Source organism: Myxococcus llanfairpwllgwyngyllgogerychwyrndrobwllllantysiliogogogochensis (assembly GCF_006636215.1).
Taxonomy (GTDB): Bacteria; Myxococcota; Myxococcia; order Myxococcales; family Myxococcaceae; genus Myxococcus; species Myxococcus llanfairpwllgwyngyllgogerychwyrndrobwllllantysiliogogogochensis.
This window is the reverse complement of record NZ_VIFM01000004.1, coordinates 95,372-112,659: the sequence shown is the minus strand read 5'-3', so window position 1 is coordinate 112,659 and position 17,288 is coordinate 95,372. Positions and strand designations below refer to the sequence as shown.

General features: G+C 69.0%; 14 protein-coding genes. 8 read left to right on the top strand and 6 right to left on the bottom strand.

Annotation, left to right across the window (positions count from 1 at the left end; all coding sequences use genetic code 11):
* Positions 1 to 12 precede the first annotated feature (12 nt).
* Genes FJV41_RS01900 through FJV41_RS01880 form a run of 5 tightly spaced genes read left to right on the top strand, consistent with a single transcriptional unit; the run spans position 13 to position 6,462 of the window.
* Positions 13 to 3,093 (top strand): type I polyketide synthase, encoded by a 3,081-nt coding sequence (locus FJV41_RS01900; RefSeq protein WP_246136941.1) that lies wholly within the window; start codon positions 13 to 15, stop codon positions 3,091 to 3,093.
* Between the two features lie 31 nt (positions 3,094 to 3,124).
* Positions 3,125 to 4,429 (top strand): glycosyltransferase family 4 protein, encoded by a 1,305-nt coding sequence (locus tag FJV41_RS01895; protein WP_141640646.1) that lies wholly within the window; start codon positions 3,125 to 3,127, stop codon positions 4,427 to 4,429.
* Positions 4,426 to 5,214, top strand: coding sequence for a thioesterase II family protein (locus FJV41_RS01890; protein WP_141640645.1), 789 nt, complete (start codon positions 4,426 to 4,428; stop codon positions 5,212 to 5,214). Before FJV41_RS01895 ends, FJV41_RS01890 begins: the two co-directional genes overlap by 4 nt.
* A 23-nt stretch (positions 5,215 to 5,237) precedes the next feature.
* On the top strand, positions 5,238 to 5,570 hold the full coding sequence (locus tag FJV41_RS01885; RefSeq protein ID WP_141640644.1) for a hypothetical protein: 333 nt from the start codon (positions 5,238 to 5,240) through the stop codon (positions 5,568 to 5,570).
* A 22-nt stretch (positions 5,571 to 5,592) separates the two neighbouring features.
* Entirely contained in the window at positions 5,593 to 6,462 is an 870-nt protein-coding gene (locus tag FJV41_RS01880; protein WP_141640643.1) for a cupin-like domain-containing protein, read from the top strand.
* A gap of 15 nt (positions 6,463 to 6,477) precedes the next feature.
* On the opposite strand, the gene FJV41_RS01875 is transcribed toward FJV41_RS01880, so the two are convergent.
* Positions 6,478 to 7,935 (bottom strand): hypothetical protein, encoded by a 1,458-nt coding sequence (locus FJV41_RS01875; protein WP_246136940.1) that lies wholly within the window; start codon positions 7,933 to 7,935, stop codon positions 6,478 to 6,480.
* A gap of 37 nt (positions 7,936 to 7,972) precedes the next feature.
* Complete coding sequence (locus FJV41_RS01870) at positions 7,973 to 10,276, bottom strand: lantibiotic dehydratase (RefSeq protein ID WP_246136939.1); 2,304 nt, start codon at positions 10,274 to 10,276, stop codon at positions 7,973 to 7,975.
* A gap of 104 nt (positions 10,277 to 10,380) precedes the next feature.
* On the opposite strand from FJV41_RS01870, the gene FJV41_RS01865 reads away from it, so the two are divergent.
* The gene (locus FJV41_RS01865; protein WP_141640642.1) at positions 10,381 to 11,070 is read left to right on the top strand and encodes a glutathione S-transferase; all 690 of its coding nucleotides are present in this window, start codon (positions 10,381 to 10,383) and stop codon (positions 11,068 to 11,070) included.
* A 34-nt stretch (positions 11,071 to 11,104) separates the two neighbouring features.
* Positions 11,105 to 12,346: a GNAT family N-acetyltransferase gene (locus tag FJV41_RS01860; RefSeq protein ID WP_141640641.1), complete on the top strand. Its 1,242-nt coding sequence runs from the start codon at positions 11,105 to 11,107 to the stop codon at positions 12,344 to 12,346.
* A gap of 60 nt (positions 12,347 to 12,406) precedes the next feature.
* Here the strand turns inward: FJV41_RS01860 and FJV41_RS01855 are convergent, their stop codons facing one another.
* The gene (locus FJV41_RS01855) at positions 12,407 to 13,528 is read right to left on the bottom strand and encodes a hypothetical protein (RefSeq protein ID WP_246136938.1); all 1,122 of its coding nucleotides are present in this window, start codon (positions 13,526 to 13,528) and stop codon (positions 12,407 to 12,409) included.
* A 157-nt stretch (positions 13,529 to 13,685) separates the two neighbouring features.
* On the opposite strand from FJV41_RS01855, the gene FJV41_RS01850 reads away from it, so the two are divergent.
* A complete protein-coding gene (locus FJV41_RS01850; protein WP_141640640.1) occupies positions 13,686 to 14,303 on the top strand; it encodes an LURP-one-related family protein in 618 nt (205 codons plus the stop codon).
* Positions 14,304 to 14,344: 41 nt separating this feature from the next.
* On the opposite strand, the gene FJV41_RS01845 is transcribed toward FJV41_RS01850, so the two are convergent.
* The 3 genes from FJV41_RS01845 to FJV41_RS54905 form a co-directional block, all read right to left on the bottom strand.
* Positions 14,345 to 15,424: an ATP-binding response regulator gene (locus FJV41_RS01845; protein ID WP_141640639.1), complete on the bottom strand. Its 1,080-nt coding sequence runs from the start codon at positions 15,422 to 15,424 to the stop codon at positions 14,345 to 14,347.
* Positions 15,421 to 16,884, bottom strand: a complete 1,464-nt coding sequence (locus FJV41_RS01840) for an ATPase domain-containing protein (RefSeq protein ID WP_141640638.1) — start codon at positions 16,882 to 16,884, stop codon at positions 15,421 to 15,423. The genes FJV41_RS01845 and FJV41_RS01840 overlap by 4 nt, the downstream gene beginning before the upstream one ends.
* Positions 16,885 to 17,030: 146 nt before the next feature.
* Positions 17,031 to 17,216: a hypothetical protein gene (locus tag FJV41_RS54905; protein ID WP_368773764.1), complete on the bottom strand. Its 186-nt coding sequence runs from the start codon at positions 17,214 to 17,216 to the stop codon at positions 17,031 to 17,033.
* Positions 17,217 to 17,288: the final 72 nt, after the last annotated feature.

Here is a 17,288-nt window from a genome sequence, read left to right as displayed (position 1 = left end):
GGAGGAACCAGCGTGTCGGAAGGCAACACGGGCATGGAGATCGCAATCACCGGGATGGCCGGGCGCTTCCCGGGCGCACGCAGCCTGGATGAGCTGTGGCGCAACCTGTGCGACGGCGTGGAGGCCATCGAGCCTCTGTCGGACGACGCGGTGCTGAAGGCCGGCCTGCCCCCGGAGGTGCTCGCGGATCCCCACTTCATCAAGGTGGCCTCGCGACTGGAGGACGTGGCGGGCTTCGACGCGGCCTTCTTCGGCTACACGCCGCGCGAGGCGGAGGTGATGGACCCGCAGCAGCGCCTGTTCCTTGAGTGCGCGCTGGAGGCACTGGAGGACGCGGGCCAGGGAGCGCCGCCCCAGGACGTGCTGGTGGGCGTCTTCGGTGGCCAGGCCCTGAGCACGTATCTGTTGCTCAACCTGATGGGGAACGCGGAACTCCTTCGCACCGCGGACCCGCTCCAGCTCAACCTGGGCAACGCGGGCAGCTTCCTCACCACGCGCGTCTCCTACAAGCTGGACCTGCGCGGCCCCAGCTTCAACGTGGAGAGCGCGTGCTCCACGTCGCTCGTCGCGGTCCACGTCGCCTGCCAGAGCCTGCTCAACCAGGAGTGTGACGTCGCGCTCGCGGGAGGCGTGTCCATCAACCTCCAGCTCCAGGGCGGCTATCGCTACGTGGAAGGTGGCATCCTCTCGCCGGATGGGCGCTGTCGCTCGTTCGACGCGCAGGCGAAGGGCATCGTCTTCGGCAGCGGCGCGGGTGTGGTGGCGCTCAAGCGACTGGAGGACGCGCTCGCGGATGGCAGTCACATCTACGCCGTCATCAAGGGCTCCGCGGTGAACAACGACGGCGCCGCGCGCGTGGGCTACACCGCGCCGGGCGTCGAGGGGCAGGCCGCCGTCATCTCCGAGGCCCTGGGCAGCGCGGGCGTGTCCGCCGCGAGCATCGGCTACGTGGAGGCGCACGGCACCGGCACGGCGTTGGGAGACCCCATCGAGGTGCAGGCATTGACGCGGGCCTTCGGCGACGAGGCGGCGGGCCCGCGCACGTGCGCCATCGGCTCGCTCAAGCCCAACGTGGGCCACCTGGACGCGGCGGCGGGCGTGGCGGGCCTCATCAAGACGGCGCTGGCGCTCAAGCACCGCAAGCTGCCGCCCAGCCTCAACTTCGAGACGCCCAACCCCAACATCCCCTGGGACGAGAGCCCCTTCTACGTCAACACCACGCTGCGCGAGTGGAAGGCCTCCGCCCACGGGCCCCGGCGCGCTGGCGTGAGCAGCTTCGGCATGGGTGGCACCAACGCCCACGTCATCCTCGAGGAGCCGCCGACGCGAGCCCCTGTCCGGGCCGCCCGCGCGCAGCAGCTCCTGCTCCTGTCGGCTCGCACGCCCGCCGCGCTCGCCGCGCAGACCCAGCGACTGGCGGAGCACCTTCGCGCGAACCCGGGCCTGGAGCCCGCGGACGCGGCGTACAGCCTCCAGGTCGGCAGGCGTCGCCACGCGCATCGCCGCGCCATCGTGTGTCAGGGGCGCGAGGACGCGCTCACCGCGCTGGGCGACACCGCGCGGCAGTTGTCCGCCGCCGAGGAGCGCACGGGCCGCTCCACGGTCTTCATGTTCCCCGGCCAGGGCGCGCAGTACGCGGGAATGGCCCAGGGCCTCTACGAGAGCGAGCGCGCCTTCCGCGCGGTGGTGGACGACTGCGCCACCAAGCTCACGCCGCACCTGGGCCAGGACCTGCGCGAGGTCCTCTTCCCCGCCGCGAACCGCGCGGAGGAGGCCCAGCGCCAGTTGCAGCAGACGCGACTGGCACAGCCCGCCCTCTTCACCATCGAGTACGCGCTCGCCCGGCTATGGATGAGCTGGGGCGTTCAGCCCGAGGCGATGATTGGCCACAGCATCGGTGAGTACGTGGCCGCGTGCCTCGCGGGTGTCTTCAGCCTGCCGGATGCGCTGGCCCTGGTGGCCGCGCGCGGCAAGCTCATGCAGGAGCTGCCCTCGGGGGCCATGCTCTCCGTCGCGCTGCCGCACGCGGAGCTGACGCCGCTGCTGGACGCGCGCGTGTCCGTGGCCGCGATGAACGCGCCTTCGCTGACGGTGGTCGCCGGACCCGACGACGCGGTGGAAGCACTGCGGGCCCGGCTCGAGGAGCGCGGCGTGCAGGCTCGCAAGCTGCACACCTCGCACGCGTTCCACTCCGCGATGATGGACCCCATCCTCGCGCCGTTCACCGAGCGCGTGCGGCGGGTCAAGCTGTCCGCGCCCCAACTGCCCTACCTCTCCAACGTCACGGGCACCTGGGTGACGGCCGCCGAGGCGACGGACCCGGCGTACTGGGCCCGCCATCTGCGCCAGCCGGTGCGCTTCGCGGCGGGGCTCTCGCTGTTGCGGCCCGCGCAGGTGCTGCTGGAGGTCGGTCCCGGACGCACGCTGTCCACCTTCGCCGCCCAGCCCGGCGCGCTCCCGCAGGCGCCCACCACGATGACCTCACTGCGCCACCCGGACACGCGGCAGCCGGATACGGCCGTGCTGCTCGGCGCGCTGGGGCAGCTGTGGCTTTCGGGCGTGGACGTGGACTGGGAGGCCTTCCACGGAGGGGAGCGACGACTGCGCGTCCCGCTGCCCACGTATCCCTTCGAGCGCAAGCGCTACTGGGTCTCCCCGGATGGACACCGCGCGCTGGCTTCCGCTCCAGCACCGGAGCGCACGCTCGAGGCCCGGGAGCATGAAGAGGCGGCGTCCGCGGGCTACTCGCGCCCCGCGCTGTCCACGGAGTACGTGTCACCCGACACGGACGACGCGCGGACGGTGGCGCGCATCTGGGAGGACGTGCTGGGCGTGCGGCCGGTGGGCCTCAACGACGACTTCTTCGCGCTCGGGGGGCACTCGCTGCTGGCCACCACGGTGGTGGGGCGCCTGCGGGACACCTTCGGCTTCACGGTGCCACTGCAGTCCCTGTTCGAGGCACCGACGGTCGCCCGCCTCGCGGCGTTGGTGGCCGAGCAGCGCAAGAGCCCCGGCCATGATGATCCGGAAGTCGAGGCCCTGCTGAAGATGCTGGCGGAGCTCACCCCCGAAGAGGTCGCGGCCAGCCGTTAGCCGCGCTCCCACCCCTTTCGAGAAACAGCCGATGGCATCTCCCAACTCCGCACCCCTGAAGGCCCTCATCCTGGCCATGGAGTACACCCCGAACGTGGCCGGAGGCGTGGGCACCTACGTCTACGAACTGGCCCGCGGGCTGGCCCGTGGCGGGTGCAAGGTCACCGTCGTGGCGTACACCCCGGGCGAGCCGGCCGTGCTTCGCGAGCCCAACCTCACCGTTCACCTGGTGCCGCCGAGCCGAGGCAGCCTCTCGCAAGCGGCGCAGCTCTCGCTGGTGCGTGGCATCCGCCTCTTCAACGAGGACCTGGTCCACCACGGCCGCGAGCGCATCCGCGAGGAGCAGCCGGACCTCATCCACTTCCACCAGTGGCACACACACCGCGCCGCGCGGGTGCTCGGCCGCGAGGCCGGCGTGCCCGTGCTGGGCACCAGCCACTACATCTCCGAGCCCGCCGAGCGCTGGTGGGGCCAGACACCCGACCCGGAGATCCTCGAGGAGGAGCGCAGCTTCTACGACGGCACGACGCCGGTCATCTCGGTGAGTGAGTCCATGAGCGAGCTCATCCGGGAGACCTACGGGCTGTCGGCGTCGCTGCTGCACACCATCCACTGCGGCATGGAGGCGGGGCCCTTCCTGGAGCCCTCGCACACTCCCGAGCAGTACGCGCGGCTGCGCGCCACGGTGGCCACGCCCGATGACCCGGTCGTCCTCTACACGGGCCGGCTCCATCCGCAGAAGGGCATCACCGCCATCTTCGCCGCCGCCGAGCGCGTGCTCGCCAAACGTCCAGAGGTGCGCTTCCTCCTGGCGGGCGGCACCGACTCGCGCGAGTCCACGCAGATGGTGCAAGGGCTGACCCAGCGCTACGCGCACCTGCGCCACCGCATCAAGCTGCTGGGCAAGTTGCCGCGTCGCCAGCTCGGACTGCTGCACCGAATCTCGGACCTGGCGCTGGTGCCCTCGCTGTACGAACCCTTCGGCTACACGGCCATCGAGGCCATGGCCTCCGGGCTCCCGCTCGTGGCGACGAGGTCTGGAGGCCCGGCGGAGATCGTCGAGCACGAGAAGACGGGCATGCTCGTCCCGGTGCTGCCCGGCGCACCAGGAGGCCCGCGCGAGGTGGATATCGAGGCACTCGCCAACGCGCAGCTCCACTTGCTGGAGGACCGCCAGCGCGCTCGGAGCATGGGCCTCGCCGGACAGCAGCGCGTGGTGGAGCTCTTCGGCCTGCCGCGCATGGTGGCCGCCAACCGCGTCGTGTACCAGAAGCTGATCGACATGCCCGCCCGGCAGGCCGAGGCCCCTGTCGCCCGGCGCGAGGTGCTCTCATGACATCCCCGGTGTCGCCCTCCCCCGCCCTGGCCGCGGCGGAGTGGCTGGCCTTCCACGTCCCGCAGCCGAGCGCCTGGGTGAGGGTGTTCTGCCTGCCCCACGCAGGCGGCAGCGCGTCGCTGTTCCGCACCTGGCAGGCGGAGCTGGGACAGGACATCGAGGTGTGCCCGGTGCAGCTCCCCGGCCGGGAGAATCGGCTGCGTGAGCCGCCCCTGCGTGAGCTGCCGCGGGTCGTCGACTTCCTGGTGGACGTGGTGGCGCGCCACGGGGACAAGCCCTTCGCCCTGTTCGGTCACAGCATGGGCGCGCTGCTCGCGTACGAGCTGACGCGGGCGCTGCGCGAGCGAGGGCTCCCCACGCCGTTGCACCTCTTCGTCGCCAGCTACCGCGCGCCCCAGACGCTGAAGGCCCACCCGCCCACGGCGATCACGCACGACATCGACGCGGCCGAGGCCCGGCGCATGGGCGAGGCCATCTCCGTCTCGGGCGACATGGCGGAAGAGCTGCTGAAGCTGATTCGCACCACCCTGCTGGCGGACACCGCCGTGTGCGAGGGCTACACGTGGAAGCCGGGCCCCGCCCTGGCCTGTCCGCTGTCCGCCTTCCGAGGCTTCGACGACTACGTCCCCGAGGACGCGACCGAGGCCTGGCGCCAGCTCACCTCTGGAACGTTCTTCACCCAGACATTCCTGGGCGACCACTTCTTCCTGCGGCAGACGCCTCGCGGCCTGCTGCAGAACATGCGCCGGAGCCTCGCGAAGTCGCGGCCCGCGCCTTCCCGCTGACCCTCCCCAAAGGAGCTGCCCCGATGAAGTACCTCATCTACGTCAAGGACCGCACCTCGGGCCCCGTGCCCCCGGACCCCATCGCCCTCAACCGCTCCGTCCGCGAGTGGGTGGGCGCCCGCCTCCAGGACGGCACCATGGACTGTGCCTACTACGTCCTCCCGAAGATGGGCCTCTGTATCATCAACGCCGACTCGCACGAGACGCTGCTGACGCTGCTGCGCGCGTGGCCGTCGTTCGCGTTCCAGGAGTTCGAGATCCACATGCTGGCGGACGTGCGCCACGGCATCGACAACAACTTCGAGCGACTGACGCGCGAGGGCCCCAAGGCCCAGGCCGAAGAAAACGCGGCGTGACGCGCCACCCAGGAGAGCTGTCATGAGCACCGCCACCGTGCAGAAGGATGTCGGGCCCCAGGTCCCCGAGCGCATGCCGCTCGACAACCGTCGGGCTTTCTACGAAGGCCTCGAAGCCAACAACAAGCCCATCATCTTCACGGATGCCATGAAGGGCTGGCCCGCCGCCGAGCGGTGGACCTTCGACTGGTTCATCCAGCAGTACGGCGACGTGAGCGTCCCGGTGGAGTGGCTGCGCTACAACGCACGCCCCGCGGGCGATGTGGAGCGCGTGGGCCGCGTGCGGAAGATGACGATGCGCGACTACGTCGCCTCGCTGAAGGTGAAGGACGGCGAGGAGACGCCGGGCTACCTCATCGGCAACGACTTGTTCCGCACCCTCCCCGCCCTGCACCGCGACGTGCGCTTCGACGAGTACGCCGTGCAGCGGCGCCTCACCGAGCAGCTCTTCTTCATGGGGCCGAAGGGCACCTTCACCCAGCTCCACTTCGACCGCGCGCACAACCTGCACGCCGTCATGGTGGGCCGCAAGCAGTGGCAGCTGTACGCGCCGTCACGGGACGCGGAGCTGCGGCCGGCGAAGCTCAGCCACCCCTGGTCGGTGATGAGCGCGCATGACCTGACGCCACACGGGGGCAAGCCGGACGAGCTGCCCGCGGGCAAGGTCCCCGACTATGACTTCGTCCTGGAGGCCGGGGAGATCCTCTACCTGCCCTATGGCTGGTGGCACCGCGTGTACACGGTGGAGGACGCCATCGCCACCAACTACTGGTGGTGGACCTGGTCCATGCTGGCGCGCATCGGCCCCAAGCTCATCCCCTCCATCGCGGTGAGCGCGATGAAGAAGATGCGCAAGCAGCAGACGCTCGGTCGCGAGTACCGCGAGCAGTGACGCGGAGCCGGCGGCTCACTCCAAGTCGATGAGGGCGGCGAACATCGCGCCCTGCGAGACATTGACGACGCCTGTGCCCTTTCCGATGGGGCACAGGCGCAGCGAGTGGCCGCCGTAGGTTTCACCGAGGACGAAGAGGCCCCAGATGACGCTGTGAGGCAGCACCCCACCGTCTGGTCCCAAGTAGTGGAAGGGCGCGGACCGCACCCGCTCCTGCACCACCCAGCCGCCCTCATCGAGCGCCTTGCGCGCGGCTTCGTCCCACGCCGGCGCGGGCGTCGACTCCCCGAGCAACACCGAGGCGCCGCCAAAGTCCCGCCCCGCCTTGAGCACCAGCTCCTCGCGCCGGGAGGACAGCAGCTCCGGAAGGAAGACGCGCTCGCCCCCGCGCTCGACGTGGGCCCGCTCGACACGGCGAGACCAGGGCACGTGGGTGCGCACCAGCGCCTGCTCCTCGGCGGACAGCGCGGAGGACGTCACACGCTCCGACAGGAGCGCGAGGTTGCGCTTGTCGTCGAGCACGTCCTGAGCGGGACCGTTGAAGAGGCTGATTGAGCGAGCGGAAGTGGCGGCCCGCGCGTTTTCGATGAACTCCGGGCCCGCCATCAGGAGACGATCCCGGGCCTCGTACTCGACCACCGCGTGCAGCCGCTTGCCCTGGGTGGTGAGGCGGTGCCCCTCGGCGCTCTTCACCGCGCCGTAGGTGGTCATGAAGACCTCGCCCCGCGCGCCCTCCGGACGGAGGATCTCCATGAGCTGGCTGGTGAAGAGTCGGCACGCCTGCTCCGCGAGCGCCGGCCCCGGAAGTCCGCTCGGGGGGAAGAGGATGGCGATGTTGCACTCGCCCTCCCACTCGGTGTCGCGGCGCACGCAGTCCACGATGTTGGCGAAGAAGACGCGCAGGGTATGGGGCTGACGGATGCGCAGCCCCTGCTCGGTGGCGAAGCGGTGCATCGCGGGCTGCGACATGACCTGCTGGACGAGGAAGGCCGTCTCCCAGCCGCCGACCCCCGCCGTCAGGTTGAACTCCAGGCACTTCAGGGCCGTGCCATCGTGGATGAAGTCACCCCGGCTGATGGCGCCACGCGCGTCGTCCGTGCGCGCGAGGCAGTCCAGCGCCTCGCTGGCGCGCTCCTGGGAGAGCCCGTACCAGGCCGCGGCGCTGCCAGCGTCCCCGAGCAGTCGCCGTGGCGCGCATTTGATGAGTCGGCACAGCTTCGTGGCCATCTCCCGCATCGCCACCACCGCCGTGGCGTCGATGAACAGGGGCCAGGCGTGCAGTTGGTAGGGAAAGAGCGGTGACGCCTCGCTCGGCGCGAAACTGTGCCGCGCGAAGGCCTCCGGGACGCGCTCGGCGAAGTCGAGGAACTCCGCGGCCGCGGAGGACAGCCCCCCGTGCAACGCCTTGATGTCGGGAGGCAACTTTCCGCCGGGAATCGGCTCGGGCGCGCGCATGCCGTACTGCTCCTTCATGAGTAGAGGTGAACCACGTCGACTGCGTGGGAGTCGCTCAAGACAGCTCGCAGACCACGCGAAGCTCGCTCGTATATCGGTGCTGGGCCGCATCCGTGAGCCAGAGGTGGTCCGGGTCCGGCACCATCTCCGAGAAGCTGACCCGCGAGGACGGAGCTTCCTCCAGCGCGCGTCGCACCAGCTTGGCCATCATCTCCACCAGGAGCGGGCTGTCGAAGTCCACGAAGCAGGGCTTGCGCTCCGTCTCCACCTTGAAGAACGCGAAGCGAGGGATGCCGAGTCCGCGCTGCCAGCGCCGGGCCTCGAGCCACTGCTCCAGTGCCTCCGTGACACTGGCGAAGCCCAGGCTCGCCGCCGGCACGCTCCATCGCTCGCGGGCGACGATGACACCGTCCACCGTCAGTCGCGGCGAGTAGTCCTCGCCCAGCGCCAGGTCGAAGGCGCTCGCGCAGCGGTGCTCCAGATAGACGGCCAGGAAGTCCATCAACCCGAAGCGGCGCCCGCTCACCCGGTCGACAACCTCGAGCGCGCCGTCGCGGCGCTCCACCACCAGGTCACCCACGCGCAAGGCGCGAGCACCAGGGTTCGGCGACGGCTCCTGCCCGGAGAGGTAGTGGAGGCTGCCTCTGGGGAACAGGCACGGCAGCGTCCGCTGGCTCCACTCGGACTTGGGAAACACCGGGATGATATCCGCCTCGGTGGCACACCGCTCCGCGAGCGCGAAGAGCTCCGCGGGCGCGGGGTGCTGCTCCACGAAGAGCGAGGAGATGCTGTTGCACAGGTGCAGCTCACCCAGGACCAGTTGGTAGTCCCCGGCGCGGACCGCCTCGTCGCTCGCCGCGTCGATCATCACGTCCGGCGACGCATGCCAGCGGCGCTTCCACCCCGCTCCGCTCGTGACGAAGCTCTCTCGCACCAGGGGACGCAGTGCCTCGACGGTGCGCGTCTGACGACGGACACCCGGTTCGAGGGCGAAGAGCTCACGCCAGCGACGACGGTGCTCGGTGACAATCTCGTGGATGGGCATCAGCTCCGTCGCGGACGCCGGGTCTTGAATGCCCTCGACGAAGGCGAGCTGGAGCGTGGAGAGCTCCACCGTCGCTCCTCCCTGGGACAGCTTGTCGAACAGCGCCTCCAGGCCCACGCCCGTGCGACGGGTCACCTCGCCCACCAGCCAGCGAGCCCCCGTCAGCAGCAGCTCCAACACGGGTCCGAGTCGCGCGAGCAGCGGAGCCCCCAGCTCCAGCGAGCCGTCCCTCACGCAGTCCTCGTAGATGAGCGTGCGCGAGGCGTACGTCTTGCCCGCGGCGCGCGTCGGGAGCGCGCCCGTCACTTCCTTGAACACGCCCTCCAGCTCCGCGAGCGCTCCGTCCAGCGCCTCGGGTGAGCCGGCCGCGGCCTCGACGGCGGCACGCGCGTGCTCCAGTCGGTCCAGCGGGGCCAGCGCGCGCGCCCGAGCATCCTCATCGGGAATCGCCATCAGCGCGCCGCGCAGCACCATCTCCGGGCGCACCAGCAGCGGCACGTCCCAACCCCAGGCCAGCACTCCCATCCCGCTCGCCTGGTCCAGCGCGTCGTAGACCTCGTCCACGTTCGCGAAGGAGGGCTCGGCGCCGCGCGTGAGCGCCTCCGCGATGGCCACTGCGCTGACCGTGCCATCACACCGCGCGAGCAACAGCGCCTGCGACGGCAACAGCTCCACGGGCGTGGGCATGGGGCCATGCAGCACCTGGCCCTCCAGGCGGAAATACGGCAACAGCCGAGGCGGCGCCCAACGTCGCAGGGTGGCGTCCTGGACCAGCGCGGCGCCGAGCGTGTCCATGCACCACGCCTCGAAGTAGACGGCGCGCCGGGAGACGAGTTGCTGCCCCGGCGACAAACGCAAGGCGTCACTCGACTGCGTCAGCCGCGCCCAACCCACCGGACCGAAGAACCCGATGGTGTCATTCTTGGTGCTGTAACGCTGAACGTAGGAAGCGACCAGCCGCTCGCGTTGCCGGGCCTTGCTGTTGCGCGCCGTGGCGGGCAGCGCCGCGAGCGGCTCGACGCCCGTCTTGTACGCGTGACGGTTCTGCCAGAGCAGGGCCTCGCGCAGTCGCGTCTCACCTGCCAGGGAGCGCAGCGCGGCGCTGATATTCAGCAAATCCGCGTCGAACGTGGCACGCAGTGCCTCCCCGGGTGTTTCAGCCCCCGTCGCGAGCCAGGCCTCCGCGGCGGCGGCGGCGCTCGGTGCCGCGAGCCGGAGCACATCCTCTGCGGGAAAACCGGCGCCGCGCAGCGCGGCCCAGGGCCACAGCGCCATTCCAGGAGCAAGCGGGACAAGCAAGGGTGAAGCGGACATCGAGGATTCCAGAGGCTCGGGTACAGCGGTCAAGGAAGTCTGCCCCTTCCGGATTGTCCGCCTACTCTAGTATACAGCCCGTCCCTCTCAACGGCGTTCCCTGTATGAGCGATCAATCATCATCATTGCCGCGTCTTTCGTATTTCACGGGTCGAGGTGTCGCGGAGAAGATCCGCCTGGTGCTCGCCGAGTCCGGCACGGAGTACGAGGACATCGACCTGGGCAAGTTCGACGTGAAGGCGAAGGAGAAGACGCCTCCCTTCGAGGAGCTGAAGCGCGCCGGAAAGCTGGCCTTCGACAAGGTGCCCTTGTGGGAGGAGCCGGACGGCTTCCGCGTCGTGCAGAGCCTGGCCATCCTGCGTCACGTCGCGCGCACCCGGGGCCTCTATGGCGCGAACCCGCGTGAGAGCGCCGCCTGCGACATGATCATCGAAGGCGTCGAGGAAGTGACCGCACGCGCGCGCAGCCTGACGTCGCTCAGCCCGGACGACCTGTCCGAGCAGCTCCCCATCATCCTGGGCGAGGAGCTGCCCCAGTGGCTCGGCCACTTCGAGCGGGTGATTGGGAACAACGGCAGCGGCGAGGGCTTCTTCGTCGGCACCGCGGTGAGCGTGGCGGACACCAGCGTCTTCGGCTTCCTGGAGCTGCTCGTCGACAACGGGCTCATGGAGGTGCTGGAGAACAGCTACCCGCGCCTGCGCTCGTTTTTCGAGCGGATGCGACAGCGTCCCAACCTCGCGCGATACATCGCTTCTCCCAAGCGAAACCCGCCCGTCCAGCTCCTCAACGGCTGAGCGGAATCATCCTGGCACCCGAAGCCCTCCGGCCATGACGCTGACCCTGAAGTTTCATGACTCCGTCCGCCACCTGAGTGATGAGGCGCTGGACGTCCTCACGTCCGAGTCGAGTGTGTTCTTCGGCCGGCGCTGGCTCAGGATGCTGGACGCGGTCGACCTCCCCTTCATGGTCCGGGGCGAGCTGTCGCTTCGCTATGCCATTGTCAGCCAGGGCGAGGTCCCCGTCGCGCTGGCGCCGTGTTTCATCACCCGCAGCCAGAACATCTACACCCCCTACGCGCTGGAGAAGTTCTTCTTCAGCAGTTGGAAGAAAGGCTTCGCCAACGCGGGGGGGCTGAGCCGGGTGGCCGTCACGGTGGCGGACCTCTACCATTCCCTGGCGCGGCTCACGGGGGCTGGCATCGACGGAGGCGTGTTCGTCACCAGTCCCCTCAGCATGCGCAGCGGCATCATTTGCTCGCCCCAGTCGCCTGAACTCGCGCGCCAGGCTCGCGAGCTCATCCTCCAGGGGCTGCGGGAGTTGGCGACGAGTGAGCGACTCCCCCTCTACTTCTACGGAGTGGATGGAGACGATGCGGCGCTGCGAGAGGCGCTCAACTCAGCGTCCTTCCAGGAGGTCTTCATCTACGACGACAACGTCATCGACGTGCCGCCGGGTGAGAGCCTCGACGCCTATCTGGGCCAGTTCAAGAGCGACGCGCGGAGGTTCCTCAAGAAGGAGATGGCGCACGTTCGAGACGCGGGCGTGAGCTTCGAGCGTGTCTCGCGCATGGGCGAGATGGGCGAGTTGCTCGAGCGGTTCTACGAGGTGACGTATTCGAAGTACGGCAGCGAGCACATCCGCCACCCGCCCGCGTTCTGGTCCGCCATCGAGCAGCACGTCTCACCCGAAGCCGAGGCCGTGGTGGGCTACCAGGGCGGAGAGCCCATCGGGTTCTCCCTGCTGCTGCAGAAGCACGACGAGGTGTGGTTCTACCGCGTCGGTCGCGCCGAGGCGGGTGCATCGGAGACCCCGCTGTACTTCAACCTCGGCTTCTATGAGCCGCTGCGCCGGGCCTACGAACTGGGCGCCCGGAAGCTCTGGCTCGGGCCCAGCGCCTACGAGACGAAGCGGCGGAGAGGCGCGCGAAGACATCCACTCTTCAGCTACCTGTGGATTCCAGGGCGCTGGCCGCGCACCGTCCTTCAGCCCTACGTGTCTGCCTATTCCCGCGTGACGAAGGCCATGGCGGCGGGCAGCCCGCAGAAGAACCGGATGCGCAAAACACCCTGACCTGGAGGGTGTGCCGACTCCCGTGGCGCGTCGCACGCTGCCACGGGAGCCTGAGCAGGCTCAGCCTTCGAGCTGCTCCGGCGTGACGCAGGCCGCGGCGAGGTCCAGGTCCTCCAGCGGGATTCGCTGGATGTGTTCGCGAGGCTCGTACTTGGGGTTGAGCTTGTCGCGATACTTCTCGGAGCCGCTCTCGTACGTCACCCACAGCTCGCCATCGATGATGTTCACACCCTGGGCGTAGGGGTCGATGAGCCCGTTGCTGATATCCACCCGGTTATCGATGTTCGCCGTGAAGGAGTCCGCGCTCGCCTCGAACGGCTGGTAGACGAGCTTCTGGTCGCCCGTGGTGAACAGCAGGGCGCCGTCGACCACCGTCATCCCCTGGGCGCGGTCCGGCGCGCGGATGGGTCCCTGGCGTGAGTCCTCGATGAGGGAGCCGGTCTCCTCGTCGAGCTTGTAACGCCAGACAGCGCCCGCCTTTCCATCGCCGTCCTTGCTGTAGCTGCCGATGTACGCGTAGCCGTCCTTCACCGTCATGTAGCTGCCAGCGGAGACCAGGTCCATGCCAGTGGCCGGGTCCTTCACTCCCTCGGGGAATGGAACCTCCATCACCTGAGAGGCCTGGGCCACGGTCCCCGTCTTCGCCGCGCGCTCGAGCTCCTCGCGCGTGTAGACGTAGATGCCCCGGGTGTCGGAGACGTAGACGAACTCGCCGTCGGTCGAGACACCACCGCCGTGCGTGGGCTTTCCCTCTTCGGGGTGCTTGGGGTCGAGCCCACCGAGCTGCACCTGGAGCGACTCGCTGCCCGAGCCCTTGTCCTGCACGGACAGCAGCACGTCGTGCTCGTCGGAGTAGTACGTCGTGAGCACTTCATCGCGTTTGGCGTCGTAGCCCTGGCCCTGGGGCGTCCAGCCCGCATCGAGGTGCAGCAGCTCCGGACCGACGGGCGCCGAGCCGCTCGACGAAGGCGGGGCGGACGCCACGCTCGCGGGCTCCGCGACCGCCGACTTCGTCCCCAGGCCGGTGAGATTCACGGGGCTGGGCCGGGCAGCCTCCAGGCCGTCCTGGAAATAGGGCGCGGGGGCCGGGGGCGTCGCCGGTGCTTCAGTCGCCAGAGGCTTCGTGGCGTCCGTCTGGGTCGTGGTGACGACCCGGCGAGGAATCGAGGTGATCAAGAGCATGCCTCCGTCTGAACGGGCGAGTATCCAAGCCCCGCTGTATCACGGGCTGGTAACAACCCGAGCATATCCGAGTCTGGCCGGGAGAGCGCGACCCGGCCCACGGAACCGGCGGTCCCTTGGGGCGGCTGCGGGACGCGGATTTTGCTATGGGGGGGCCATGTCATCCGCACTCCAGACCCGTTCCCCCAGCTCCCTGGCCGCTGGCCGCTTTGGTCAGACGCGCTACATGATTCGCCGGAAGTTCTTCAAGCTGTTCGGCGGCGCCTTCCACATCTACGACGAGGTGGGCAACCTCGCGTTCTACTCGAAGATGAAGGCCTTCAAGCTGAAGGAGGACCTGCGCATCTACGGAGATGAGGAGATGCGTGAGGAGCTGCTCACCATCAAGGCGCGCGGCATCCTCGACTTCGGCATGACGTACGACGTGACGGACGCCGCCACGGGAGAGCGCGTGGGCGCGCTGCGCCGCAAGGGCCTGCGCTCCATCCTCCGAGACCAGTGGCTGGTGCTGGACGCGAACGACCAGGAGACGGGGAAGATTGAAGAGGACAGCATGATGCTGGCGCTGGTGCGCCGCTTCCTCACCAACCTGGTGCCGCAGTCCTTCTCCGGGAAGCTGGGCGAGACGAAGGTCCTCGCCTTCCACCAGCGGTTCAACCCGTTCATCCAGAAGATCGACCTGGACTTCTCGATGGACGACCGGAACCTGCTCGACCGGCGGCTCGGCATCGCCGCGGCGGTCCTGATGTGCGCCATCGAAGGCCGTCAGCAGTAGCCTTCGAGAGAGGGGCCGGGAGCGCGTCCCGGCCCCCTTCTTCAGGAGCGGAGGGGCAGTCGGAGGGTGAAGGTGGAGCCTTCGCCCATCTGGGAGCGGGCGGCCAGCGAGCCACCGTGAAGCCGGGCGAGCGACGAGGCGATGAACAAGCCCAGTCCATGGCCCCTCCCCTGCTGGCTGTCCGCTCTCCGGAAGCGGTCGAAGACGTGGGGCAGCGAGGCGGCCGGGATTCCCACGCCCTTGTCTCGCACATGGATGAGGACCGCGCCCGGATCCAGCGCCGTCCGGATGTCCACCTCGCGAGAGGCGCCGCGATACTTCACCGCATTGGACAGCAGGTTGTTGAGGATCTGCCGCGTCCGTTCCGCATCGAAGAACACCTGCTCCGGAGGCTCCTGCGCCTCCAGCCGGAAGGTCACCTCCGGCTGGGCCTCGGACCAGTCCTGGACGACTTCCTGGAGGAAGGGAACCAGGGGCGCGGGCACGCGCTGGAGTTCCAGCTTCCCATCCACCAGTCGCGAGGCGTCCAGGATGGAGGTCACCAACCCGTTCATCTGGTCGAGCTGGCGCATCACCGACTCCGCGGAGCGTTGCTCGTCTTCGGGGGCGCCACGCTTGAGCAGCTTGCGAAGCAGGAGCTGGACGTTGAGGCGCGCGGAGCTCAGCGGCGTCTTCAGCTCATGTGCGACCCAGTTGAGCATCTCCTCGCGCGCCGCTCCCAAGGAGGTGGCGGAATCGCGCGAAGGCGGAGGTGTGTCCGGAATGGCCCGTTCGTGACGGGCCAGCGCGGCGCTGACGGTCTTCTCGAAGGTGGCCAGGTCCACCGGCTTGGCCAGGAACGTCTCCGCCTCTTCGCGACCGGTTGGGCGCGCCGCGCTGAGCAGCACGAAAGGCACATGCGCCAGGGCGGGCTCCGAGCGCATCGCATAGAACAACTGCATCCCCGTGCGCCGGGGCATCATGTGGTCGCTGATGACCAGGTCCGGAGGCTCCGTGCGCGCGAGCATCAGGGCCTCCTCGCCATTGCTGGCTCGCACGACGCGGTGGCCCAGGTCCTCCAGCACCTCGGAGAACACTTCCAGGAGCGCCTCTTCGTCCTCGGCGATGAGGATCAGGCTCATGTCGTGCTCCCACCGATGGTGGTTCCCACCGGACGGGCCTGACCCGTGAGCAATCCCTGAGAGGAACGCATGGGGGCGAGCACCCGCAGGCCCGTATCGGCCACCTCGAACTCGCGCACGGTGCTGTCGTACTTGCTGTCGCGCATCTTCAGGATGGAGAGGATCCGGTGCAGGCGGCCGTGCAGCTCCACGAAGCGCAGGAGCAGCACGTTCTCCGCCAGCATGGCCACGGGCGAATCGCTGAAATCCAGCTCGGTGCCCACGACCTTGGAGACCTCGCGGGTGAACAACGACGTCACTCCCAGTTGCCGCAGGCGCAGCGCCAGGGATGCCAGGAAGGCGCGGCGTCGCTCGCCCTCCATGATGGACTGCTCCAGCTCCGCCAGCCCATCCAGGACGACGCGCTTCACGCCCCGCTCCTCGATGCGCTGGAGGATGCGGCGGACAAGGACGTCTGCCTCGGCTTCCGCGGGCAGCTCGTTGATGATCTCCAGCATCCCGGACTCGTACGCGGGCCGCATGTCCAGCCCCACCCGCAGCGCGCGGGCGAGCACGCGCTCGGGTGAGTCGAAGAACGAGACGAAGAGCGACTTCTCTCCACGGCGAGCGCCGTCCAGCGCGAAGTACGACGCCATCAGCGTCTTGCCGATGCCCATGCTCCCGGCGATCAACGTGGCGCTGTTGGACGGAAAGCCGCCGTACATCAAGGTGTCCAGCTCCGGAAGCCCGAAGCCCCTGCGTTCGAGGTCCAGAGGAGCCTCCGGCACGGCAGGCAGCGTCGCCTCCAGACGAGGCAGGAAGTCCACGCCCTGCATGGTGATGCGCATGACGTGCTCGCCCAGCAGGTGTGGACGACCGCGCAGCTTCACCACCTCCACCCGGCGCATGCGGAGCGCGCCCTGGCTCCGGACGGACACCGCCACGATGCCATCCATGGTGGTGGCCTCCGGCAGTTCCATCAGTCGCTGGAGCGGATACTCCGTGGTGAAGATGCCAATGCAGTTGAGCGCCGCCAGGCCGAGCCCCAGCTCGTAGAGGAACTCGCGCAACCGCGCCTCGTCCTGCCACAGGTCGCGGATGGAGCGCAGGCCGTCGATGAAGAGCAGGCGGGCGCCGCGCTCTCGCACCGTCTGGAGGAGCAGGTCCCTGGCTTCCTTGGCGCCCCGCTTCAGCGCCGAGTAGGCGCTGATGAGGAACAGCATGTCGCCCAGCACCTCGGGCTTGTGGAAGGCGAAGCCGGACAGCGCATCCACCAGCTTGTCATGAGGCTCGGAAGTGACGGTGACCACCACGACGGGGATGCCCCGCGACGCGGCCGCGAAGGCCACCTGGCTGCACAGCACCGTCTTGCCGCTGCCGGGCGTCCCGGTGACGATGATGGACTGGCGAGGAGGCAACCCACCCGCCAGGAGCACGTTGAGGCTGGGGATGCCGGTGTCGAAGTTCTGCGGCGGACTCATTCAGGAATTCCGGGGAACGTGAAGACCCAGGCGAGGGAGGCCTGAGCCAGGAGGTGTGCACGCGACGGCACAGCGCGCAACCTGCGGTTGGCTCGGGCGACCCGCCACCCCGAAACGCCGTTCGACGACCCCGGACTGTTCAGCAGTCAGCATCCTCCAGCCCTCCAGGGCTGGATGCTGAACCCGCGAAGGGCTGGGCGCCTGCCGTGTGCCGTCCAACCCCCCGTGCGATGGACCTGGCGCGCGCTCCCCTGGCACCAGCCAGAGGAACCGCACGTGCGGCGACCATCACACGGGCAGGCGTTGGAGCAGCGGTTCGAGCCCCCGATCAAATCTCCAGGAAGACCAGTTCATCTGAACGGACCCGTAAAATGGGCCGCACATAAACCCATCGAGAAAGCCAG